This is a genomic window from Stenotrophomonas sp. PD6, assembly GCF_049199305.1.
Taxonomy (GTDB): domain Bacteria; phylum Pseudomonadota; class Gammaproteobacteria; order Xanthomonadales; family Xanthomonadaceae; genus Stenotrophomonas.
Map to the genome: position 1 here is coordinate 52,553 of NZ_JBLZQD010000012.1, position 24,207 is coordinate 76,759.

Here is a 24,207-nt window from a genome sequence, read left to right on the forward strand (position 1 = left end):
TTTTCTTCGCGCCACCTTAATGCTTGTGGGAGCAAAGTTTTTCTAAGTCTCGGGGGAGACATCCATCCACCACTTTTATTGTTGGGATGGACGCATGCAGTGCTTAGATAAAGAAGTTCTTCAGCGGTGGCAGCAAGATCCCGGATTTCGTAGGCAGGCCTTAAAAGATGCCATTCGATGGCAGACGAGGCTCGTGCCTGCATATCCGGGCATTGGAGACCAACCGGTGGCGATTTGCGCACTGGGGTATAGATGGTTCGATACCCCAGTCGAGGCAATGGCAGACGCCATTCATCGCGCTGGGCATGTTGAGCCGGATAGAGATTGCACGCTCGAAGGCCAAGAATGGGATATTCAGCAGGGTCTTGGTGGGCTGTGGTGCGTGTCGGGTCGACCTTGGGCGAAGGCGCTCGTAGTGATGGACTTCATTTCCAGGGTCCGACGAAAGCATCTGCGTAGCCGCGTCCCGGATCCGCGGTAATCGTGCGGGGAAACGAGCGGGAGCTTGCTAGATGGTTTCCTCGTTGCGGGACGTTGGAGCAGGTCCCGTATGACTGCTCTCATAGTTCTGCCCGATTCTCGCTGGAACTCTGTCGGAACCGCTCCCCCCTGGCCAACTCTCCATGGCGAGAGAACATCATCAACTCCAGTCCCGAGAAGCGCGAGCGGATAGCTACAGCGCATCGAAGGCCCTCAGAGCCTGCGTCGTCAAGCTGGTGAGGTGGTCCGTCCTCATCGGGGCAAGGCATGGGACAGGCCCAGTATTGCATCAGCGGCAAGTCACTGAGCGGTCGCGTCGATCTCGACGAGAGGCTTATCGCCGACTTGGCGTCCATGGGGATCCACCAGCCATACGGACCACTTCATATAGCGGGCGCGCTGGCGATGGACGGTCGCTGCGTCGATCTCATGCCCATCCAATCCGATCAGTCTGCGTTCGGAGTCCACGGTGAAGATGGCCGGAGGTTCTGCGAGCAGGATCGCGCCCAGCAGAGGGCCATCTTCGCGTCGACGCAGGTCGAAGATGTCGTCTACGCGAATTGAGCAACTGTATGGCGCTGCAACGATGAAAACACGATCGTCTTCGCTCGGTGACACTAGGTCTCCAGGCGCATTGCCGTTAGGGCTGCGGCTCAATCGGACGGCTTGGTTATTGGCGGCACCGCTCGTTCGCGCTATCAAGAACCAGTTCCCTTTATCGTCCGCTGCAATTGTGCCGGGCTCGGCACGGGTGATACACACGTACTTGAAAGCCTCAAGCGGAAAGCTCATCACCATCTCCTGCGCTGCCCCGGCCTATCCGAGGCCGTCGGCATCCTATCACCGGTCGTGGGCACGCTAGGGGCTAGGCCTCCGCAGTCCTGGCGGTGGAACTGCCAGGAGTAGGCGCTCCCAAAGCCAAGAAGTCGGGGCGCCTACAGCTCGCACGGTAGCGGGAAAAGCAGACCTCGCGAGCGCAGCAAATTGGCAGGCGCAATGCCAATGTGCGTGTGCATCACGCTTCTGGCTTCCTCGGCGGCAGGCTGCCGTCACGCTCATGCCAGAGCGGCAGCTCCAGCGCGTGACGTTTGAGCATGTCCGTGATGTGCGCACGCGCGTGCTCCCGCTCCGTGTGCGCGCACTGGTCCACAATCTCGGCCGCCAGCTGTTCAAACTGCGGCCAGAACTGCGCCGGATGGCGCGTGTGCGCCAACCAGTGCGCCAGCATCTCGTCCAGCGCATCCAGCCGGGCCTGTATGTCGGGGTGCACGCTCATGACACGGGCGCCACCAGGTTGAGCGCAACACGGTAGTGGTGGCCGTCGTCGTGCAGCTGAACCGTCAGCCCCGGCTGCAGGACGTCATCCACATGCAGGGTAGGCTGCCCCTGCGCCGTGCGGGTGACTTCGAACTCATAGCGGCTGCGGCCGAAGCGGTAGCTCAGTTCGAATGACGGCCAGTCATCGGGCAGGCAGGGGGCCAGCGACAGACGCTCGCCTTCGCGGCGTATGCCGAGCAGGGATTCGACCAGCAGGCGATACATCCAACCGGCCGAGCCGGTGTACCAGGTCCAGCCGCCACGCCCCACGTGCGGCGACACGGCGTAAACATCGGCCGCCAGCACATAGGGTTCAACGCGGTAGGTCTGCACCGCCTCCGCGTCCAGCGCGTGGTTGAGCGGGTTGATCATGCCGGCCAGCTCCCAGGCACGCGGCGCATCGCCCTGTTGCGCAAAGGCCATTGCCGCCCACACCGCCGCGTGGGTGTATTGGCCGCCGTTCTCGCGCACGCCCGGCACGTAGCCGCGAATGTAACCGGGGTCCTCCGTGGTCTTGTCGAAGGGCGGGTCGAGCAGCTGGATCAGTTTGGCGTCCTTGCGCACCAGATGCGTGTACAGCGAATCCAGTGCCTGCCCGGCACGCTCCGGCGTGGCAACGCCTGAGAGCACCGACCAGCTCTGGGAAATTGAATCGATGCGGCATTCCTCGCTCTGGGTCGAGCCCAACGGGGTGCCGTTGTCGAACCAGGCGCGGCGATACCACGCACCGTCCCACGCATGTTGCTCCAGGTTCTGGCGCAGGCTGTCGGCCTGCTCCTGGCACCAGTGCGCGCGGTGTTCATCGCCTCGGGCGTTGGCCACCGCGGTGAAGCGGCGCAGCGTGTCATGCAGGAAGAAGCCGAGCCACACGCTTTCGCCACGCTGCTGGTCGCCGACGCGGTTCATGCCGTCGTTCCAGTCGCCACTGCCCATCAACGGCAGGCCGCGCTCGCCGAGCAGCCGGCAACCGCGTTCCAGCGCGAGCACGCAGTGCGCATACAGCGTGCCGCGCAGTGCTGAAGGGGTGGGCATGTCGTAATACCCTTCCTCTTCGGGTGTCACCGCGCGCCCCTCGATGAAGCCGACCAGTTCGTCCAGCACAGTGGCGTCGCCGGTGACCTCCAGGTAGCGGCAGGCGCCCTGCGGCAACCAGAGATAGTCGTCCGAGCAGCGGGTGCGCACGCCGCGACCCTGCGGCGGGTGCCACCAGTGCATCACATCGCCTTCGGCGAACTGGTGTGCCGCGCATAGCAGCAGGTGTTCACGGGCCAGGTCCGGGCGCGCGTGTACGAGGGCGAGCACGTCCTGCAGCTGGTCGCGGAAGCCGAACGCACCGCCGGACTGGTAGTAGCCGCTGCGCGCCAGGTAGCGGCTGCCCAGCGTCTGGTAGACCAGCCAGCCATTGGCCAGTGCGTCCAGCGCCGGGTCCGGCGTGCGTACCTGCACGCTGGCCAGCACATGGCGCCAGTGGATGCGCACGGCGTCCAGCGCATCATAGGACGCCTGCGCGCCTTGGCGGCCGCGCGCCAACGCGAGCGTTTCCTCGCGGTCGCGCCCCGCGCCAAGGCGGAACGTGGTTTCGCTGTGTTCGCCCGGCGCCAGCTCCAACGGCACCTGGATCGCTGCGCAGGGGTCCAGGCCCGCACCGGCGCGTGCATCCAGACGTTCGCGGCGCAAGCCCGCCGGGGCGTGCAGGCCACCGTTGCGGCCGATGAATTCCACGCGGTCGCAGGTCCAGCCGCAGCCTTCGGCATCGGTGTCGAAGAAGGCCATGCGGCCGCCGAACTCGGTGTTGTAGCTGTTGCGCGCCAGCAGCGCGCCGCTCTGTGGGTCGCGTTCGGTGACCACATGCATGCGCGACTTCGGGCGCAGGTCGCCCATCACCCATTCAACATAGCCGATGGCCGACAGCCGCCGTGGCCGGCCCGACAGGTTGTGCAGGCGCAGGACCGAGAACTTCAGCGGCGCGTCAACGTCGACGAACACCCACAACTCGCTGACGATGCCGTCTTCGATATGTTCGTAGACCGTGTAGCCGAAGCCATGGCGCGTACGGTACGCCCCGGTGCCACGGCGCGGCAGCGGCATCGGCGACCAGACACGGCCGGTTTCCTCGTCGCGAATGTAGAAGGCCTCGCCGCCGGTGTCGGACACCGGATCATTGAGCCACGGCGTCAGGCGGAATTCGTGCGCGTTCTCGAACCACGTGTAGCCCGGCGCACTCTCGCTGACCACCGTACCCATGCGGGCATTGGCGATCACGTTGGCCCACGGCGCCGGCGTCGGGGCATCCTCGCGCAGCACCACCACGTATTCGCGGCCGTCCTCGCTGAAGCTGCCGGTACCGTTGTTGAACTGGCCGGCGCCACGATACGGAAGGAACGGCCACGGGTCGTCCAGCTCTTCGTCGTGCTCCGGGCCCGGGGGCAGGCCGGGCTCGGGCCCAAGCTCGGCGACAGCGGGAAGCCCTGCAGTCTGCTCCATCGACAGGGCGAGTTCCTCCTGCACCTCCAGCGGTACCAGGGCAGGAATCCGTCGCGCGGGCGGGAGCTGGCGCCCCACCTGCGCGGCCAGCGTGCCGTCTTCGTCGCTGATCACCACCCGCGCCACCGCCTGCAACAGAATGCGGTCTTCGTGGGTCATGTTCTGCACTGGCCGCACGAAGATGCCGCCCGGGCGGTCGAGCAGGCCCGTTTCCGAACTGGCGGCCACCATGCCCAGGATCTGGTCCTGAAGTTCCTGCCGGTAGCCGGCCTTGCTGTCGTTCCACACCACCAGGTCGGTGTGGAGTCCCTTCTGGCGCCAGTAGGCATGCGCCTGCACCAGCTGCCTGACCAGTTCCACGTTCTCCGCGTCGGTGACCTTGAGCAGCACGATGGGCAGGTCGCCCGAAATGGCATGGCCCCACAGCCCGGACTGTCCCTTCTGGTTCTGCTGCAGCACGGCGGTGCCGGCGCGCAGCAGGGGATTGGCATACAGCACATGACTGGCCAAGCGCTCGTAGAGTGACGCCTCGGCCTGCGTGGCGTTGATCTGCCGGCGCACCACCTGGCTGTGCGTCCACGCCAGGTCGAACACGCGGTCGGCCAGGCGGCGGTCACGGTACTTGTCCACCAGCGACTCGCAACCGGCGCGGTCGGTGCCGATGCCAAACACCATGTCCAGCTGCACCGTCTGCTCGGGCTCCAGCACCACGCGCACGCGGATGGCCACGATGGGGTCGAGCACCGAGCCTTCCGACCCGGAAAGCTCAACATCGGTGGTCAGTGCCCGCGGCGTGCGCGGCGTGTTGCCACGGCCCAGGAAGCGCGCCCGGTCGGTTTCGTAGGAGATGGCATCCACCTGTGCGTCATGCACCGCCACCAGATGGAACATCCACGGTGGTACCTCGTCGTGCGAGCGCGGTCGGCGCGTGCACAGCACGGCCTGCTTGGCCGCCAGGATCTCGCTCTGCACGAACAGGTTGCTGAAGGCCGGGTGCGCATCGTCGGCGGCAGCAGGTGCCAGCACCACTTCAGCATAGGTGGTGATTTCCACCGTGCGCGCGCGACGGCTGCGGTTGGTCAGGCGCAGGCGCCGCAGCTCGATGTCGTCCTCGGCGGAGATGGCGACCTGCAGGTGGCTTTCGCAGCCCCGCCGCGCACCACGGAATTCGGCCTTGGCGTCGGAGAAGATCGCCTCGTAGTTGTCCACCGGCACGCAGGTGGGCTGGTATGCGGCCGACCAGAACTCGCCGCTCTCCACATCGCGCAGGTAGCAGAACGAGCCCCACGCATCGGTGGTGCCGTCTTCGCGCCAACGGGTAAGCGACAGGTCGCCGTGGCGGCTGTAGCCACCGCCGGCATGGGTGAGCATGCCGTGGTAGCGGCCGTTGGAGAGCAGCTGCACTTCCGGGCGCGGGCCACCCGGGTTGCGCAGCACGCGCAGCGCGGTCTCGTCCTGGGCCGTGGCCGAGTGCTCGCCCAGCGCCTCGACTTCATGCGGGTGGAACACGCCGATGCGCGGGATGCGCTCCTGCAGCAACAGCAGGGTGGCCTGGAACTCCACATCGGCCACGAAGCGGCGCTGCATCGGCTGGTCCCGCAGCAGGTAATCCAACGACAGCAGGCCCATGCCCTGGTGGTGGGCCATGAACGAACGCAGCAGCACGTGATCCTGCCCCGGCGGCAACCGGGCGGGTGTGAAGTCGATCGCCTCGTACATGCCGAAACGCCCGACAAAACCCAATCCTTCGATCGCCTGCAGGTTCTGGCACGCCGCCTCCGGCGCCACCATCAGCGCCATCATGCTGGCATAGGGTGCGATGACCCGGTCCTGACCCAGGCCGCGCTTGAGCCCCAAGCCCGGCACGCCGAACGCACGGTACTGGTAGTTCAGGCGCGCATCCACGGCGTTGTAGCCGGACTCGGACACGCCCCACGGCAGGTTCAGCGTACGACCGTAGACGATCTGCGCCTCCACCGCGTGCCGCGCGGTCTGGTCCAGCAGCGTGTCCGGATAGCTGGGCATCACCAGCTGCGGCATGAGGTACTCGAACATCGAGCCACTCCATGACAACAGCGTGGGCGTGCCGTTGACCTCGGTGAGCAGCCGGCCGAGCGCGAACCAGCTCTCCTGCGTCAACTGGCCCTGGGCGATGGCCACGAACGAGCACAGCCGCGCTTCGGAGGCCAGCAGGTCGTAGAAACTGTTGTCCAGGCGGTGGTCGTCGACGTTGTAGCCGATGGAGAGCAGCTTGCGGGCAGGGTAGAACAGGAACCCGTATTCCATCAGCGAGAACTGCCCGGCGCGGTGCGCCAGCGCCTGCAGTTCCTCGATGCGCTCGCGTGCGTCAGCACCGGCCGTACCGGGCAGGGCGGCCAGCTGGCGCAGGCTGGGCACCGGGGCATCGGCGTCCGCGCTGGCATCGGCAGGAAGTTCGGCGAGCACCGCGACGGCGGCATGGCATTCGGCCGCGAACAGGGCCGGCCAGTGCAGGTCACCTTCCTCGGGTGCTTCCGGTGCGGGCCACTGCGCCAGCACGACGTCGGCCAGGCCGGCCAACTCCTGCAAGCGGGCGAGCGTCTGCGCCGTCCCAGAGGGGAGCTCGGCGCGCGTCGACGAAAGGCGCTGGCGAAGCTGATTGAGCGCCTCGCCCAGTGGCGCGTCGCTATAGCGATGACGCTGCCGTTCCTCGTCCAGCACGCCGAACGTATCGGCCAGGCCGTCGAACGTGTGCGGTGCCAGCACCGGTGCGTCCACCAGCGCGAGCAGGCCCTGGCGCAGCGTAAGCAGGTGGCCGGCAAGGTTGCCGCTGTCCACGGTGGAGACGTAGCGCGGCGGCAGCGGCGCCAGCGTTTCGGTGTCGTACCAGTTCAGGAAGTGGCCGCGATGGCGCGGCAGCTGGTCCAGCGTGTCGAACGTGAGCGCGGTGCGCTGCGCGACCGCGCGTTGCTGGAGATAGCCGAAATCCCACGCAGACAGATTGGCCAGCAGCGAGAGGCCGATGTTGGTGGGCGAGGTGCGCCGCGCGACCACCAGCGCCGGATGCTCCTGGATATTGTCCGGCGGCAGCCAATGATCCTGCTCGCGCACCCACGCCTGGAAGAACGACCAGGTGCGCCGCGCCAGCCGGCCGAGGAACGCGCGCTGGGTATCGGAGAGTTCGGCCACGATGGCAGCCGGCGGCCGGCCCAGCCACGCCATCAACGCGGGCGCGAAGGTCCACGCCAACAGCAGGGGCAGGGCAATCGGCAGCGCCTGCGGGCGCAGCGCGGCCACCACCGCCACCAGCGCAAGCGCCAGCAGCGAACCGGGCGCCATCACCCGCCATTCCGCACCGCGGTCGCCGCCAAGGCGGCGCTCCACTTCGCTGGAGGGGTTCCATTGCAGCAGGTGGCGGCGCGTGATGGTCATGCGCCAGAGCGTGCGCAGCACCGCGCCGCCGGCCAGCAACGCTTCGTAGGGCAGGCAGGCAATCTGGGTGGCTGCGCGCAGCAACGACTGCAGCGTGCCGCGCCCAACCTTGATGTAATGCGCTTCCAGTGGCGTGTCGTCCGGCACGCTCAGCGCGTCGCGCAGCATGCCGATCAGCGGTGGCGCGAACCACAGCGCCAGCACCCAAGCGGTCCATGCCACCGGGTTTTCGGCATATAGCCAACCCGCTACCACCAGGACCAAGGCTGCAATGGGCACCAGGCTGCGGCGCAGGTTGTCCAGCAACTTGCCGCGCGACAGCAGGCTGAGCCGGTTGCGTTCCCAGCCTGAGCCCGGGCGCGGCGTCCATGGCATCAACCACGGCAGAAGCTGCCAGTCGCCCCGGATCCAGCGCGCACGGCGCTTGGCATCGGCGGCGTAGCGCTCGGGGTAGTCCTCGTACAGGCGCACATCGCTGACCAGGCCGGCGCGTGCATAGCAGCCTTCCAGCAGGTCGTGGCTGAGGATGCGGTTCTCGGGCAGGCGGCCCTCGAGCGCGTGCTCGAAGGCTTCCACGTCATAGATGCCCTTGCCCACGAACGAGCCTTCGTCGAACAGGTCCTGGTACACGTCCGAGACCATGCGCGTGTACGGGTCGATGCCGGGCTCGCTACCGAACATGCGGGCGAAGCGCGAGGTGCGGCGCCGGCCCAGGCTGGTGCCCACGCTGGGCTGCAGGATGCCGTAGCCCTCCACCACGCGTTGCAGCGCCGGATCGAAGCGCGGGCGGTTGAGCGGGTGGGCAAGGGTGGCGACGAACGCACGGGCCGCATCGCGCGGCAGCTGCGTGTCCGAATCCAGGGTGATGACGTAGCGGGCGCCGATCAGCGCCGCCGCATCGCCAACAACGCGCATGAACGCAGCCGCATCGCCGTGGCGGAGCAGGGCATTGAGTGCGGCCAGCTTGCCGCGCTTGCGCTCATGGCCCATCCACACCCCTTCGCCCGGGTTCCATTGCCGGGGGCGGTGCAGCAGGTAGAAGCGGTCGCCGCGCTCGGGCGCGTAGCGGTGGTTCAGTTCCTCGATCTGCGCAACGGCGTGCGCAAGCAGCGTGGCGTCCGTCGGCAACGTGACTTCCGCAGCATCGAGAAAGTCGGTCAGCAGCACGAAGCGCAGCTGGGGATCGCGGTTGGCCAGGAAGCGGACTTCCAGGGCTTCCACCAGCACGTCGATGCCATCGGTGCTGGAGAGCATCGACGGCACCGCCACCACCGTGGCGCAGGCGGCCGGAATGCCTTCGCTGAAATCGAGCTTGGGCAGCGGCCGGGGGGCGACCAGTACTGTCGCGGTCCAGTTCACCAGCACGATGCCCAGCTCACTGAACACCAGCAGCCCAAGCAGCGCGCCCAGCCAGAGCGGAACTTCGCCATGGCCGGTGGCCAGCAAGCCAAAGGTGGCCAGTGCCGCCAGCAGGGTGATCGGCAGCAGGTACAGCGCAAGCGGCAGGCGGTGCGCCAGCCCCCGCGCCTTGCGGTGGCGCGGTGCTGCGTCGGCCACCGCGTCTACGGTGGCGCTCATGCCTTCGCCAACAAGCCAATAGCCCACGTGTGTGCGTGGCCCGTCCGGCGGCGCGGCTGCCCGTGCCAGATCCAGCGCGATGTTCGCCACGCGCTCTTCCGCCACGCGGCTGCCGCGGGCGATCTTCTCCACCACGTGGCGATAGGCGTCGCGGGTGCCGAAATCCATCTGCGCGTACACGGCCATCGGGTCTTCCCGCAGCCGCTGCTCCACCACACTCATATCTTCAACAAACGTGCGCCAATCCATGGTGGAGAGAAAGCGCAGGCTGCCGATGCTGTTGCCGATGGAGACCTGGTCGGCCGCCTGCTGCTGCCCTTCGGCGGCCACCAGTTCGTCGATGCGCTGCCCAGCCGCAGCCGCCCACTGTTCCAGCCAGGCAACGGGCATGGCCCATGCGCCGCCGCGCCCCTGCAGCGAGCGGGTGAGCTCGGCGATGAACGCGCCGGTCAATGGCGGCGCGGAACGCGCCATGTCGGCCACCACCAGCACCACATCGGTGGGGGTGTCGGACGCCGCGCGGTTGAGGTCGTCGGCCCATTGCGACGCCAGGCGCCGGTCTTCCCCATCGCGCATCACCCGCGCCGCCATCCGCCGCAGATTCTCCAGCAGTGCCAGGCGCAGCATGATGGGCACTGCCCACAGCTCGCCCAGGCTCAGCGGGGCGAGCGACTGGTACGAGGCGATGAAGCGGCCCAGCGTGTCGCCGTCAATGCGGCCGTCGCCGTGCGCGATGGCCTGCATCGACAGTTCATACACGCGGGGCAACCCAGCCGAGGGGCCGGCCGCAAGCGAAGGCAACTGCCGGCTGTAGCCACGCGGCAGGTGGCGCCGCGCGGTCTGGATCTGTTCTTCGATCAGGTAATAGTTGTCGAGCAGCCATTCCCCGGCCGGCGTGACCGGGCGCTGTTCGCGCACCACGCTGCTGAGCAGGGTGTTTGCGTCTTCCAGCACACGCTGGTTGGCCTGCAGGCGTTCGAGCAGCCGCTCCGGGCTGGGCCGCATGCGCACGCGGTGCTGCCGCGCAAGGGCGCGGCCGTACACCTCCATCTGTTCATCGCTGTACAGTGCGGCGCGCAGCGGGCCCTCGGTGGCCTCGATGGCGGGTGCAGAGGCCTGGCGCTCGCGCCAGCGCAAACGTACGAGCCGACGCAGGCGAAGCCAACGACCAAAAAGACGACGAAGGTGGGGCATAGGGTACCGGGGGGAGGGGGCAAGTCGCGTCCTCATCCTTGCATTTGGGGTACCGGGGAAGCTGTGAAGGCCGGTTCAGCCCCAAGCGATCCGCCTGATTCTGATGAATTCAGCGACGCCGACAGGGCAGCGTTGCGCACTCGTCTGCGCTCTCGGCCGGATGGGTCGGCGGGCGACGACGGGGCACAACGCGGCACGACGGTGCGCGGTGGGGCACGACACGACGGGATACGACGGGAACCGACGGGGCATGACACGACGGGGTACGACCGGAACCGACGGGGCACGACACGACGGGGTACGACCGGAACCGACGGGGTAGAGCGGACTGTTAGTCCGCTGCTCTGCTGGCACCGAGGCGCATTACGACACCACTGTAGGCCCCATCAACCAATCCGCCACGACCAACAGAAACAAGCGATTTCCCTTGTCTGCACGACTTCCGCATTGTTGGCCCCGGAGCGTGAGAGTTCCACGATGGAAAGTAGCAAGTAGCATGTCCTGCGTCGGGAGGGTGGCGAAATACAACACCCTTGTGGAAATACGTCGCGCCAAATCCACCGTACGGCTCTCAACCTCCCGACTCCCTCTCCATCCGGCGAGGGAGACTTCCATCGGAGGTCAACCATGCACAGCAACCATCCTGAAGCGCCGTCATTGGAACGCCGCAAACAAACCCTGCATCGCTATCCGCCCAACAGCCTGCGCGTCGATACCCTGTACTACCCCGGCTGCCCAGCCGAACCCGACGACATCTGCCTTCCCTGCCTGAAGCTGCGCGGCCTCTGGATGCAGGCGGCAGGCTTCGAGATAGGCGCGCGCGTGAAACTGGACATCAAGCGCGGCTGCATCCTGCTTACGGTGCAGGAGTCACCCGCAGCAGACGCCCCCAAGGTCAGAAAAATGGGTCGCCTCCAGTTGGCACGGTTGCAGGCGCAGGAAGCAGCGCGGGCGCCGTAACCTCGCGGGCGCAGTGCCAAGGTCGCCTTTCGGCCCTAAGCGGGTGTAGTTAATGGATGCACCCCACTCGCGGTCCGATGTGGCTATATCATGTAGCGGGGCACCGGAATGAGCCTTGGGGTCGCTAGGCTCGAATGTGGGACATCACAACCTGGAGGTGAATAATGAAAGGCTTGGCTTCTTTCGTCTCACTTTGCTGCGTTTCTTTTGCTGCATCTGCGGCGACTCCCGAAACGGTTCAATTCAGGGGAATTCTGCAGCAGGACGCTTTGGCGCCCGTTGCAATCGATCTGCAGCTTCCGTCCAAAGACGCCGCAACACTTCAGTTGTCCAGTGGCTTCAATCTGGAGCTGGCGACGCCCGGAAACCCGGCCAGTAAAGATGGCGCCCCCATAAGACTCGTGTCGTCCAACGGTGAGGTTGTGCACACGGCAAACGTCTCTGATCCTGGCCTGGCCTCGGTTTCCTTTGCCTACCAGATATGCGCTGGTAGCGTCATTTTCGTGAGTCCGGCGCCATCTCCTTTGCCTGCATGCAGAGTGACGGCTCAGAAGGGACGTCAATGAAGATCATCTCAGGCAGTGCTTTGGCACTGATGCTGGTGGCGTGCAGTCCTGCCCCCTCCGACATACTGGACGGACCCAAGCAAGCACCCACTGGCACTGCCCCTTTGGCAGCGGCGGGCATCGACGCCAGTCATGGCTCCATTGCGGGCCTGCGCACGGGTATGACCAAGGACCAGCTTGTAGCAACTGGGCACGCCATCACTGAACGCTCGGTCATGCAGGAGGGAGACCAATACATGGTTGTTGACGTCTCGCTACGCGAAGGTTTGGTTGTCGAGTGTTGGTTCGACGACGGCAGGATAGAGCGCCTGCGAACTACCGCGGAAGGCATGAAAGATGAGAGGGGACTCGGTGTTGGCTCCACGCTTGCTGCGCTGAGAGCTGCCTACCCCGACGGTCGTCTAGTTACAGGAGAAGGTGACGGGGGGCGCTATGCCAACTTCGTCAACCGCTCCAGGGTGGTCTTCGAAATGGACATCGATGCGCTCTCGCAATCATGCTTCCATGACGAACGCACTGGTTGTGAGGCGCGCCCAGACTTGCGTGTGCGCAGTGTTGTCGTGCATTCCGGTCCAAGCTCGTAGGGCGGTCCCTAAGCCGAAGCGCCAGTGAAGCGGCTTGGTTGCTGCTAATGTTCACTTTCCGCCAGAAGCTGACAACCAGGGAGGGTCAGGTGGAAGCGCAGCAGGCGTACCAATTGGGGCAACGCGTCTCAGTACGCGTCAATGAGCAGAATCAAACCGTCCGGACGGCCGAGCACGACGCTAATGTCCGGTCTGGGCCGGAACCGATCAGTTTGTAACATCCGGTTTGCAGAATCCTTAGACCAGGAAGGGGGGGCTTCGTGACTTCGTTGGCCAAGTACTTCAACGCCGGATCCATCTGCGCTTTCATTCTGATTGCCTGCACTTCGGCAGCGAGCGCCTCCGTTTGCCAGTCAGATGGCGAGCCGAAGGTTATCTATCGCCCGCCTCTCGATTCCGTATGGGAGGTTGCAAGCAGGTTCCAGCCCCACGGTCACGAAGCCACCGGCGTCCGAACGCCAGATTCCGGGTACCGAACCTACGCCAACGTGATGATCGAGATCGCCAGCGATGGCACGCCGACCTTCGTGAGATTCCCATTGGGCACCCCGCCGTACGCAAGTACGGGCAACCGCCCCGTGGACAAAGCGATACAGGCATGGGGACTGCAGTTTCGCTTCTCACCGGATACCTGCGACCGGGCCAGGATCCGGACGGCTTCTGTTCCTGTAGACCTGAGGCGGTGACAGTTAGATGAGAGTGTTTCGCCGTCAGCTGATCTACGTGCAAGTGCACCAACACCACCTCATTGCTCGCGCAGTCGGCGGAGGGAGGGCCATTCGTCGCGACTGCCATGCCCTTGGTAACCACGCGGGGCCGATCAGGGACTTCTCCACCATACGGCTTCAGCTCAAAGGAGTCTTTGCGGAACTCAGGTCCGGGTTCTCATTCTTCAGGCCGTGGGTACTTCTGCACTTTGATCCTGTCGAGTACCCGATCACGAAGGAGGAGCTCGCTGAGTTCCAGGTGGCCGCTCTTCGCAGCGGCGCGAGTTTCTGTTTTCTTTCCACGTGGGAAGAGCATCATGAAGACAAGGACTTGCTGAGCATGCTCAAGTAGCGTCCGGCCAACGATTGCGCCCAGGTTGTTTCAGTTCACCTCGCCGAGCATGGCTCGGCGCTACTGGTCAGGGTCTCGGTCGTTCAGCTCGGCTACGCGTGTGTTGAAGAGGGTGACGTCGTCGTCTGCGAGTTGGGCCCAGTCGACGGGGCGGCCGATCAGTTCTTCAACCACTTCACCGGGCTCGCGGTCGAAGCCGCGTGCCTGCACCCGAGCGTAGCGAGCGGTGAAGCCGGGGTCTTCGGCGCTCAGCGCGTACAACTTCACCGCCACCAGGCCGGCGAACAGATAGTTGGTGAGGTAGAGCGGGTCCTGGTAGAAGAGACGCTTGCCCGCCCAGGTGGTGTCCTGGTCGGGGTGCCCACTGAAGCTGCCTTCGTGCAGCGTACGCATCTTCACCACGAGGGCGTCCAGGTCATCCGGCCCCCGCACGGTGCCGTCATGCACGCCTTGGTGGATCGCTGCTTCCAGCTGCGCCTCTTCGGCGGAGATGAAGAGCTGCAGGGCCAAGTCGCGTAGCAGCCCGCGCTGGTAATAGTCGCGGGCGTCGTTGGTCGTGGCTTCGCTTACGAGTTGGTCGCGGTAGAGAAACTCGTCCAGGATTGCGAACGTTTCCTCCAGCCATGCGGTGCCATGGCGGAACAGCGGCGAAGTGCCATGGGCATTCATCAGCTGCCCATGCACGGCATGCGCGCCTTCGTGCACGACCTCGACATCGCTTTCGGTGTCGCCGCGCCGGTGGCCCACGTAAAGCACGGACGTGTAGTGCGGTGCGGTGATGGAAAACGCGTCGCGCTTGCGGGTGCCCAGCTGGCTGGCAAAATCCATGCGGCCGCCAGCCGGGTCCAGCACCGCGCCGATCTGCGCGACATGCTCAGGCCCCAAGCGGGCGGTGGCCCGCATCGCGATCTGCCGCACCTGCTCCATAGACATCGCCGGCGGGCTGAAGCTGCCGCGTGGGGCTTCGTCATTCCACGGGGCCGGGGCGCTGTTGCCGGGAGTTTTCGATAGCGCTTGGTACGCGGCAAACGACGATGCGTGTGACTGCAGGGCATAGAGGGCGGTGCTCACCTCCTTGCTGCCAAGGCCCATGCCGGCATAGGCCTGCTCCGGGGCACTGGCATAGCCGCGCGTCACCGCCAGTCCGTCGCGCAGGACGGCGATACCGGTCAATGCATCGGCCAGCGCGGGCTTCCGCTGCAGCATCGCATCGTGGTGCAGTGTCCACGCCTGCTTCCGCACGGCTTCGTTCGGCAGGGCCATCAGAGTGTGGAAGTCGTCGGCGACATTGAAAACGCGGTCGCCGACTTTCATTGTGGGAAAGTCTGTGCCCTGCGTGGCCAGCCGGTGTGCATGCTCGAAGCGGTCCAGCGCCGTGTCTGCGGCTGCCGCCATCGGCTTGGCGGCCGCAGGCAGCGCATGTGCCTCGGCGCGCGCGCTGCGTGCCGCCAGATAGGCGTACGGCTGTGCCCAGCGCGCATCGGCGGGTGCGGCGCGCACGTGCTCCTTGGCGGTGCCGGCTATGTCGCCGCACAGATCTTCGACTTCATCGCGTGCGGCACTGGCTACACGGTCGCTGGCGTTCTGGGCGGCAATCAGTTCGTGATAGGCATAGTGGTCCAGGCATTCACCGAACAGTGATTCCAGAGTGTGGAAGGCGGATTCGATGTCGGGCGTGCGGCTGCTTGCTTCAAGCGCGTCGAAGCGCAGTTTAATTGCGGCGCGCGCGGCCAGCTCTGTGGCTGGAGTAGCGAAGTAGCGCGCTGGGTCTACCGATTGCGAGTCGCCGGGTGAGGCGGCGGGTATTGCCAGCGCGGGGCTGGACGGCGCAAGCAGGCAGGCCAGTGCCAGCAGCAGGCGGGTGCGCGGCTTCCGCGAGAGGCGGGCATTCCCTTGGTAGGGCATTGTCATCCTGACGACCTCTTCAGCGATGGTTCCATCGTAGCCCCGCAGCAAGGTGTTGGATACCCGGGCGATCTTCACCGTTCCCGCTTTGGTCGAGCCTCACTCCCCAGCGCGAGCTGAAAGGGTGTTCCAGATCCGTCCCTCGCGCTGCTCTGCGGTGGTGACATTGATCACCGCCTGTTCGCCCAGGCGATCACGCAACTGCTGCAGGTAAAGGCTGCGTGGCGCCACTACCTGGCCAACCGACTGCATGATCCCCGCCGGCTCTTCAGGCGGGAACTTGCCCGGCGCGACAGTTCCGACTTGTCCCACGCTCCAGTTCATCGCGAAGGGTGGCGCCTGGACGACGTAGATATCGTGCTCGGTGTTCCAGAACATCTGCTGCGCGCCTGCCCAGCCGTGCCCGGTCCCGCTATAGCGGCGGTTCTGGGCCCGCAACATGTAACCCTTGGTGTTGTCATACAGAATGCCAGTGGACCAGCGGTGATGTGGGCCACTGTCATTGCTGTCGTCTGTGGCCAGGCAGTCAAGAAATACGTTGGGGCCGGGTACCCGGGCGCCAATGACGAAGGTATGCCTGCCGCCTTGGTTGTAGCAACGCTGGATCAGGTTGAAGGCGGAGTTGCCTTCGTACAGGAACACATAGCGGCGGGCGCCCTGGGTTTCGCCATACCTCGGGTCGAGATAGGCAATGTCCTGCAGAGTGTTGAAGTGCGCGCCGTTGCGGGTCACAAATCCATGCGACACATAACGCACGGTGACATCGCGGACCCATGAATCGCGGACCCCACCCAGGCGGAGCCCGGTATAGGGGCCGGTATCGGCGGTGCCATTGGCCGTGCCGGTCTCAGGGTTGCCCTCAAGGCGAAGGTCTTCGATGCCGACCTGGGAGATGCGGATGGGATCGGCGCGGTAGATACTACCGCCGCCGAAGCGCGCATCGATGGCGTCCATGATCGGGGCATCAAGGGTGATGGTGTCGTGGTCTACGGCGGTCACCACCCGTTCGCTGTACACGGCGTAATCGCTGGGCTTCCATCGGTATCGGGCGGTATCGATCCCCTCGGTGCCGAGCCAACGGGCATTGGGTTCCCTGGCGATCGCCACCGCGTCGCCTACGCGATAGCCGGTTGAGGATTTCACTCTGATCCGCGTTGCTCCCACGGGCACGTAGTCCATGTTGATCGCGGTCTGTTGTGGCTTAGGGGCCAGGCGGGGTGCTGCCGGTTCGCTGTTCCCCACGTCGATGATTTTGCCCTGCTTCCCATCGGCTTCGGAGCGGATCACGGTGCCGTCGGCACCTCGGCCTTCACCTCGCAGTACCACGCCGCTGGATTGCATCGTCAGCGTCCTGCTCAGCCTGTACTGACCACGCCGTAGCAGCACGGCGCCGCGTAGACCCCGGCTGTCCTTGGGAAGCATGGCAACGGCGTCGATGGCTGCCTGTATGCGCGGGTAGTCATCGCCCTCGGCGTTTGGCTCAAGGGTCTTACGCACCGGGATGCTGGCGCGGGCAGGCAGGCCAACGCCGCCTCCCTGGTAGCCGGCGCGGGAGAAGTCCGGGACGATGTTGCGTGCCTGGTCGCCACCGCGTTCGGCATACAGGCTATAGCGCAGGAAGCCCTCGCTGCCCAGGCTTGCCAAGGGGGCGTCTTCGGCATTATTGATGGGGTAGGCGAGGGCGCTGGTAGGGGACGCGGGCTCAGCCGCTGATAGCGTCGACAACGGGCAGGCTGGCAGCGCTACAAGCGCCAGCGCCAGGGCTCGGCGAAACGCCAGGAGCGGAGGCATGCGTGGGACTCCCTTCCATGGAGGGGGGGCTGGCAATGCTAGCAAACTGTTTCTGCCGGCAACGCAGCGCTTGACCATGACCGGACGCCGACGGTCATCTCTGGACGTGACGTCCATTCGCTCGAGCATAGTCAACGGCTTGCCGGAGCGAGTCGAAGTCCAGGTCATCAAAGGTGAAGTACTCCCCATTGGTAGATATGTCGAGCTCGCGCATGAGTTTGCGATCAGCGACCGAGAGCCGCAGCGGCCAATTGGGGTTGATAAGCGTCAACCAACCATATCGATGGAGGATCGCCTTGCCGAGCAGAAATCCCGGGAGGATCTGCGGAACGATGATTGCGAAATTGGTCAGGCTCCCTCTGTCGACATGGCCAGGCGAAGAGAAAACGACAAACGGTACCCAGAATGGACGTAAGAGAAGGACCAGAGATACGGTAACGAGAGCAGTAGTGACGTAAGCCGCAATGCGAAGCGGCCAGCAGAACCTGAGCGGCGCGCGGCAGTGGGCGCAATTGAACTGCTGCTCCCATATCCATTTACCGGGGAAGAGCTTCTTGCAATGAGGGCATTCCAATCGTGGCTTCACTTCAAAACTGCGCTTCACTTCCATGCCCACTGCCCCTGGTACTCGCCCCCCGGCGGAGGTGTCTAGCGTGCGGCCTGCCCCTGCCGCTGGTCAATATGGCGCCCGATACGTTCGCGTGGGCCGGGAGGGCACATATGCCGTGCCCGTATTCGTAAACGTGCGCCACCGGCTGTCGGCCGCCGACTGAAAGCAGCTAAGATTCCAACAAGTCGTGCAACGGGGGAGGCGAAGGCTTCCGTTCCACGTCCGCCATTGATTCAGTGGGACGTGAGTTCACCCGAGGCATAGATGCTCAGTAAGCTTGCCAGAGCCAAACGTGCAAGGACTATGCTCCACTGGACCGTGGCGGTAGCAATGGCAGTTGCCATCGCGCTGCTGATGCTGTTTCTGGAGTACGACACGCCGCTAGGCGACCCGGAACACATAGACGCAGTGGTGCTCAGCTGCTACAAGCCCACTGGGCGGCATGCCAGCAGAACGCACGTGAAATGTTGGGTCAAATTTGGGGCGCGGGAACTTGATCTGTGGTCCCGTGAGACGCGCCCCGCCTTCTCGCACGTCACAGTTCTTCAGTTTCGGCGCCGCTACACTGGTCTTGCGTTCTACCAATTGGCCGATTTCGCGCGAAAGCAATGACCAATTCTTCAGGCGAGTCAGAGCGTCCGCTTCTGGCCGAAAGTGGACGTTCGGGGAGGACGGAGGCGCCGAACGCTGGTAGTGTCCGGACACCACGGGCGACGGCTCAGCGCCATTTCGTCGGCGATCCGGGTGATTCATCGGCGGCTTCTGTGGCTTGGTCGCAAACGGGTTGCCACGCCCCCGCCCGGATGGCAACTTGCAGCGGCGATCACGTCGACCTGGAGCCCGCATGACCCCCGTTGCCCTGTATTCGCCCGATCCTGCCCGCGGCTGGTTGCCCTGGGCCTGGCTGACGCCGATCCTGATGATCCTGTTCAACGCGCCACCGGTGATCGCGCTGGACGGGTGGATGCAGTCGCAGCATTGGTCGACGCCGCGCGGCGATCCGATCGGCCTCGCTGGCTTGCATGCGCTGCTGTGGATCGGCTTCGCGCCGACGCTGGCGGCCGTGCTCGTTTGGGTACGCTTCGTCGAAGGGCGCTCGCTGGCGAGTATCGGGCTGACCGGTCCGGCGCCGCTGAAAACCTTCCTGCGCGGACTGGCCGTTGGATTCGGCACGATCGCGCTGGTCGTAGTCGCGATCTGGATGGCTGGCGGCATGCAGGCGGCGGGCTTTGGGCAGGCCTGGCGGTCGCCCGTCAGTCTGCTGCACATCGGTCTGCTGCTATTGAGTTTCACGTTCCAGGCGAGCGTGGAGGAAGTCATCTTCCGCGGCTGGATGCTGTCGGTGGTGGCGCGCAAGACCAACGTCGCGGTGGCAGTGCTGCTGGTGTCGCTCGTTTTCTGCTTCCTGCATTTCAGTCCGCACCAGCCGCCCCTGGTCATGCTCGGCACGTTCCTGTTCTCGCTGTTCGCCTGCGCCTGGGCGCTGCGGACCGGCAATATCTGGGGCGTGATGGGCTGGCACGCGGGGTGGAACTGGTTGCTCGCGACCGGCTTCGAACTGCCCGTCACCGGCATCGATGCGCACTTGCCGGCGCTGCTGGTGGCGCTGCGCCCGCAAGGCCTCGACGCCCTGACCGGTGGCGCGGAAGGGCCGGAAGGCAGTTACCTGTGCAGCGTCTTCTTCGTCGCCGCGATCGCGTGGATCCAGTGGCGAAAGACGCGCGGAGCTCAGAACTTCTCGCCGACCAGCAGGTAACGCCACTGCCCGGGCGGCCTCGCCCCGTGCGGGCCCTTGCCGCATCAGCGATGTTCATCGGGCGAAGGACAGATGCCCGTCGGACGGCCTCATCAGGCAAGGTGACCCGCCACGCAATCGGCTTTCCGTCCCCGGCGGCGCTGGCCATACTAAGGCCATGACCTGTATCCGCCGAATCCAGACGCAGCTGGCCGGCCAGTTGCGGAGCGAAGCGTGGCGACGCCGTGCCGCCCTGTGGACGGGCGCGGTGGTGGTGGCACTCATCGCGATCCTCTTTGCCAAGGCCAGCGACGCGGCATTTGCCCTGTTTCGACGCGCCATCGAGCACTCGCCTTGGTGGGCGCTGCTGCTCACACCGGGAATTTTCGCCCTGCTGGCGTGGCTGACCAGCGGGGTGCTTCGTCCCACGAGGGGCAGTGGCATTCCGCAGGTGATCGCAGCGCTGGACAAGCCCGATGAAGCATTCCGGAAAACCAACCTTTCACCGGCGGTGTCGGCAGGCAAGCTGGTCCTGACCACGCTGTCGCTGCTGGGGGGTGCATCGGTGGGTCGGGAGGGGCCAACGGTGCACGTAGGCGCCAGCCTGATGTATCTGTTTGGCCGCTGGTTTGGTTTCAAGGATCCACGCGAGCTGTCGCACTTTCTGTTGGCAGGCGGTGCGGCCGGTATCGCGGCGGCCTTCAACACGCCGCTGGCCGGGATCGTGTTCGCCATTGAAGAGCTCAGCGGGCGCTTCGAGCATCGCTTCTCGGGCACGCTGTTGACGGCCGTTATCGTCGGCGGTGTGGTGTCGCTGGGCCTTCTGGGAAGCTACACCTACTTTGGTCATGTGACAGCAGGCCTGCCGCTGGGGCAGGGGTGGTTGGCCATCCTGCTATGCGGGGTGGTGGCTGGTCTGCTGGGTGGGGTATTCGCCCGCATGGTGCTGGCCAGCGCTGCAGGGCGCCCGCGCTGGCTGGGCATCCTTCGGCAGCGGCATCCGGTGCTGCTGGCCGCCGGCTGCGGCCTGGTGGTGGTTGGGCTGGCGGCGTTTTGCGGCGATGGTGCCTTTGGCACTGGCTACGAACAAGCGCGTAGTCTGGTGCAGGGTCAACCGACGGTTGGGCATGAGTTTGGGCTGATGAAGCTGCTGGCCAACCTGGCCTCTTATGTGGCCGGCATTCCCGGCGGGCTGTTTTCGCCGGCGCTGGCCGTCGGCGCCGGCCTGGGCCACAACCTGGCCGTGGTGATGCCCGGCGTGGACCCGCGTGCGTTCGTGCTGCTCGGCATGTGCGCATACCTCACCGGTGTCACTCAAGCGCCCTTGACCTCGGCGGTCATTTCGCTGGAACTTACCGACAGTGGCGATCTGCTGCTGCCTATCCTGGCAACGGTACTGATCGCCCGTGGGATGTCCGGGCTGGTGTGTCGGACACCGATCTACAAGGGACTGGCGGAACAGTTGCTGTTGCCGCGCTCGCAACAGTTGAGCAACGAATCGTAACCCTCTGTCGCTGCCGCGATCTCCCCGATTGAATTGCCCGGAGGTTGTACCTAACCGTCGTGCGTCAATATTCACTGTTGGCTATGAGCCGGCCCTTGGTATGGGGCACCAGCACCAACTGAGGCTGGCAGTGTCCGCTTTTGGCCGAAGGCGGAAATCAGGACTACTTAAGACACGGGCCCGGTGCTAACGTTCGCTATCGGCCCAAAGCGGACATCAGCCCGGGCTCGGTGCAGGTACAGCCAACTGCCCCCCCAGGGGCCCGTCTACCAAGGAGTGGGAAGACTGATGATTACAGACCTCTGGCCATACTTCGCGGGATCCGGATTTATCGCGGCCCTGTTTTTCAAGTTGCGCGGCATCGCAATTCTTGCCGGCGTTCTTTTCGTAGGCGCGTTTGCGGGTCTGGCGATCACCGGCCTTGCCGGATCGGATACATGGCCCTGGATCTTCGGCATTGCACTCATGGCCTCACCCATCATTGGTGCGATTGCACTGGCGGGAGTTCTCTTCGGATGGCTGGTAAAAATGGTCATCTGGAAAGCAACGAGCGAGCCAACGGAGTCCAGCGACGATGCCGACTGACAGTTCACTCAAGGGTGCAAACATCACTGGGGACAGCAAGGTACTCAGGCCATGAGTCGAGCCGCGGCAATGAAGCGCACCACTCTCATCTTTATCGGGTTGGGCCCGGTGATCGGCGGCATCTCCATGTTCACGCAGTTCGTGTTGCTGGATCATTCCCTGGCGTTGTCCGAGCTCTTCAGCTTCGGAATGATCTGGATGGTCATTTTCTTCATCATTGGCGGCTACGTTGTAGGGGCGCTCCCGGCAGCCGCCACCGGCCTGCTGTTCTCCTTCGTAGTCTCACGGCGTGCGCTGAATCTCTTGGAGAGCATTCTGCTGTGCGCCGGCGCAGGCTTCCTCACCAGTGCGATGGCCGTAGTGGTTATCGCTTTGATGAACCCGGGCGCTCCCAAGTGGAACTGGACGATCCCCTTGGCCGGTGTGCTGGCTGGCACACTCTGCGGTGGTCTTTGCTGGATATTGGCCATCAAGCGGCATCAGGCTGCTGGCCAAAGCGGTTCTCGCAGTCGTTAACCGCGCGCCCCAATCGAAAGCGCGTGCCCAAGCAGCTGTGGCATCGTATGTCCGGTTCTGGCCGGAAGCGGACACTTGGCAGGGCAGGGGCCCTCGGTCCCATTTCCAGAAGTGTGGAGCCTTTGAGTTCTCACCCTGCCGGCACGGTCCCGCTATTGGACAGTACGTCGATAGCGTCCAGCCATGTAAGCGCCAGCGACGGCCATTTCGCCAGCGGGGTGTTCGACACACGCAGGCCGAAGGCGTGGCCGCCATGCGGATAGAGGTGCAACTCCGCGGGAATCCCGGCCTGCTGCAACGCCAGGTAGTACGTCATGGAGTGGCGAACGTCGTCGGTGGGGTCATCGCCTGCCTGGAGGATGAAGGTCGGCGGACAATCCTTCGCGACTTGCACTCCCGCATCCAGCGTCAAGCCCGGCTTGCCCTTGTCCCACAGATGGCCGGGATACAGCGCCAAGGCGAAGTCCGGCCGCGTGGGCTGCTGGTCGGCCGCATCAACGGCGTTGTAAGTCCGCGTGGGAGCATTGCTGACGTCGGCCACCATGCGGCCACCGGCGGAGAAGCCTATTACGCCCACCCGATGTGGATCTATGCCCAGCTCGTGGGCCTGTGCCCGCAACAAGGCGATGGCCCGCTGCGCATCCTGCAATGCCATCGGCACTTCGGGGATGCGCCGGCAATTACATTCTTCAGCCCAATACGGACCGGAGCCGGGCACGCGATACTTAAGCAGCACGCAGGTGATGCCTTGGCCGACGAGCCAGTCGCAGATCTCCGTACCCTCCAGATCGATGGCCAGCACGCGGAAGCCACCTCCAGGGAAGACCACGACCGCCGCGCCCGTGTTCGCCCCGGACGGTTTGTAGATCGTCATGCTGGGCCGGGAGACGAGCTGGACCATCGTGACCGGCTGGCCCGCGATGGTTCCCCGGCCGAGGCCAAAGCGTTCGGCGCCCGTCGTGGAGGGCGGGGCGATAGCCAGATCGTCCGGCCACAGGGATTGCTCGATGGCGGGTGCGGCGGGATGCCAGGGGCGGTCCTGCTGGTCGATCAACGGCGCCACGCCGGTGCGTGCCGCCTGGCAAGGGGCGCAGGCGAGCAGCGCGAAGAGCAAGCCCAGGGCAGAGGTCCATTTCATCCAGCGCGTTCCGTGAGTGCGAGCGCTGATCTTACTGCCTTGTCCGCAATGCCCGCCCGGGCTACGATCAGCCCGCCCCAGCTTACTGTTCTATCCCCGCATCCATGATGGAAGCCCATGAACGAGCAGACTGCCATTCCCGTTTCGGTTGATACGGATTCCCACCAGGGCGAGTTCTACTTTCTGGAACCCAGCCGCTGGAATGACGGCATCGGGCACGGCCTGCAGTTTGCCAACGAAGCGGCGCTCTGCCGCCCGGGCATGCGCACGGTCGATCCGCCCAACGGCGACCCCGCCCAGTACCCCGAACGCCCCCACCTGGTGCATGTGCCGGCCGAAGGCGGACTGCCGCGCGATTTCGAGGTCTACGCCAGCATCTGGATTGTGTCGCAGGCGTTGAAGGACGTCTTCGATGCCGTGGACGCGCAGGGCTTCGCGTTCGCTGCGTGCGACTTCACGTTGGCCGACGGCACCGCCGGACCGCAGTACTACCTGTGCAGTGTGATTCGCGAGCTGGATGCGCTTGACGCGCCGGCCTCCCGCGTGAAGGTGAAGGTGGAGCACGACTTCATTACCGAGCAGGACGTGCAGTTCTACAGCATTGCCGGTGGTGCTTCGCTGGTGTTCAAGAAAGCGGTGGTGGGCGGCGCACACATTTTCCGCCAGCCCAACAGCGGGTTCGACCCCATCTGTGACCGGGTGATGTTCGACGCCCTCAGCCACGCCACGCTGGACGGCATACGACTGCGGGACGCTTCAGCGCTGTAAGCCACCCACCCCTGAAATGGAC

16 protein-coding genes are annotated in these 24,207 nt (G+C 65.0%); 9 read left to right on the top strand and 7 right to left on the bottom strand.

What is annotated here, in order from left to right:
• Window positions 1-780: 780 nt before the first annotated feature.
• From ACOZHM_RS15585 to ACOZHM_RS15595, 3 genes are all read right to left on the bottom strand, one after another.
• Complete coding sequence (locus ACOZHM_RS15585; protein WP_421570224.1) at window positions 781-1,272, bottom strand: hypothetical protein; 492 nt, start codon at window positions 1,270-1,272, stop codon at window positions 781-783.
• 223 nt (window positions 1,273-1,495) lie between these two features.
• Window positions 1,496-1,756, bottom strand: a complete 261-nt coding sequence (locus ACOZHM_RS15590) for a hypothetical protein (RefSeq protein ID WP_421570225.1) — start codon at window positions 1,754-1,756, stop codon at window positions 1,496-1,498.
• On the bottom strand, window positions 1,753-10,464 hold the full coding sequence (locus ACOZHM_RS15595) for a GH36-type glycosyl hydrolase domain-containing protein (RefSeq protein ID WP_421570226.1): 8,712 nt from the start codon (window positions 10,462-10,464) through the stop codon (window positions 1,753-1,755). The genes ACOZHM_RS15590 and ACOZHM_RS15595 overlap by 4 nt, the downstream gene beginning before the upstream one ends.
• 627 nt (window positions 10,465-11,091) lie before the next feature.
• Between ACOZHM_RS15595 and ACOZHM_RS15600 the strand changes: the two genes are divergently transcribed.
• From ACOZHM_RS15600 to ACOZHM_RS15610, 3 genes are all read left to right on the top strand, one after another.
• Window positions 11,092-11,424, top strand: a complete 333-nt coding sequence (locus tag ACOZHM_RS15600; RefSeq protein ID WP_421570227.1) for a SymE family type I addiction module toxin — start codon at window positions 11,092-11,094, stop codon at window positions 11,422-11,424.
• Between the two features lie 164 nt (window positions 11,425-11,588).
• Window positions 11,589-11,990, top strand: a complete 402-nt coding sequence (locus ACOZHM_RS15605; RefSeq protein WP_421570228.1) for a hypothetical protein — start codon at window positions 11,589-11,591, stop codon at window positions 11,988-11,990.
• The gene (locus ACOZHM_RS15610) at window positions 11,987-12,574 is read left to right on the top strand and encodes a hypothetical protein (protein WP_421570229.1); all 588 of its coding nucleotides are present in this window, start codon (window positions 11,987-11,989) and stop codon (window positions 12,572-12,574) included. The genes ACOZHM_RS15605 and ACOZHM_RS15610 overlap by 4 nt, the downstream gene beginning before the upstream one ends.
• A gap of 1,119 nt (window positions 12,575-13,693) precedes the next feature.
• Here the strand turns inward: ACOZHM_RS15610 and ACOZHM_RS15615 are convergent.
• The 3 genes from ACOZHM_RS15615 to ACOZHM_RS15625 all read right to left on the bottom strand — a co-directional run bounded on the left by ACOZHM_RS15615 (window position 13,694) and on the right by ACOZHM_RS15625 (window position 17,939).
• The gene (locus ACOZHM_RS15615) at window positions 13,694-15,616 is read right to left on the bottom strand and encodes a peptidase (RefSeq protein ID WP_421570230.1); all 1,923 of its coding nucleotides are present in this window, start codon (window positions 15,614-15,616) and stop codon (window positions 13,694-13,696) included.
• A gap of 21 nt (window positions 15,617-15,637) precedes the next feature.
• Entirely contained in the window at window positions 15,638-17,329 is a 1,692-nt protein-coding gene (locus ACOZHM_RS15620; RefSeq protein WP_421570231.1) for a hypothetical protein, read from the bottom strand.
• A 94-nt stretch (window positions 17,330-17,423) separates the two neighbouring features.
• A complete protein-coding gene (locus tag ACOZHM_RS15625; protein WP_421570232.1) occupies window positions 17,424-17,939 on the bottom strand; it encodes a hypothetical protein in 516 nt (171 codons plus the stop codon).
• A gap of 330 nt (window positions 17,940-18,269) precedes the next feature.
• Here ACOZHM_RS15625 and ACOZHM_RS15630 point away from each other — a divergent pair, with 330 nt between their 5' ends.
• From ACOZHM_RS15630 to ACOZHM_RS15650, 5 genes are all read left to right on the top strand, one after another.
• Window positions 18,270-18,551: a hypothetical protein gene (locus ACOZHM_RS15630; protein ID WP_421570233.1), complete on the top strand. Its 282-nt coding sequence runs from the start codon at window positions 18,270-18,272 to the stop codon at window positions 18,549-18,551.
• A 232-nt stretch (window positions 18,552-18,783) separates the two neighbouring features.
• Window positions 18,784-19,695, top strand: a complete 912-nt coding sequence (locus ACOZHM_RS15635; RefSeq protein WP_421570234.1) for a CPBP family intramembrane glutamic endopeptidase — start codon at window positions 18,784-18,786, stop codon at window positions 19,693-19,695.
• Window positions 19,696-19,852: 157 nt separating this feature from the next.
• The gene (locus ACOZHM_RS15640; RefSeq protein ID WP_421570235.1) at window positions 19,853-21,178 is read left to right on the top strand and encodes a chloride channel protein; all 1,326 of its coding nucleotides are present in this window, start codon (window positions 19,853-19,855) and stop codon (window positions 21,176-21,178) included.
• A 288-nt stretch (window positions 21,179-21,466) separates the two neighbouring features.
• A complete protein-coding gene (locus tag ACOZHM_RS15645; protein ID WP_421570236.1) occupies window positions 21,467-21,763 on the top strand; it encodes a hypothetical protein in 297 nt (98 codons plus the stop codon).
• 69 nt (window positions 21,764-21,832) lie between these two features.
• Complete coding sequence (locus ACOZHM_RS15650; RefSeq protein WP_421570237.1) at window positions 21,833-22,279, top strand: hypothetical protein; 447 nt, start codon at window positions 21,833-21,835, stop codon at window positions 22,277-22,279.
• Between the two features lie 130 nt (window positions 22,280-22,409).
• On the opposite strand, the gene ACOZHM_RS15655 is transcribed toward ACOZHM_RS15650, so the two are convergent.
• Window positions 22,410-23,417, bottom strand: a complete 1,008-nt coding sequence (locus ACOZHM_RS15655; protein WP_421570238.1) for an alpha/beta hydrolase — start codon at window positions 23,415-23,417, stop codon at window positions 22,410-22,412.
• Window positions 23,418-23,534: 117 nt separating this feature from the next.
• Here ACOZHM_RS15655 and ACOZHM_RS15660 point away from each other — a divergent pair, with 117 nt between their 5' ends.
• The gene (locus ACOZHM_RS15660) at window positions 23,535-24,185 is read left to right on the top strand and encodes an imm11 family protein (RefSeq protein WP_421570239.1); all 651 of its coding nucleotides are present in this window, start codon (window positions 23,535-23,537) and stop codon (window positions 24,183-24,185) included.
• Window positions 24,186-24,207: the final 22 nt, after the last annotated feature.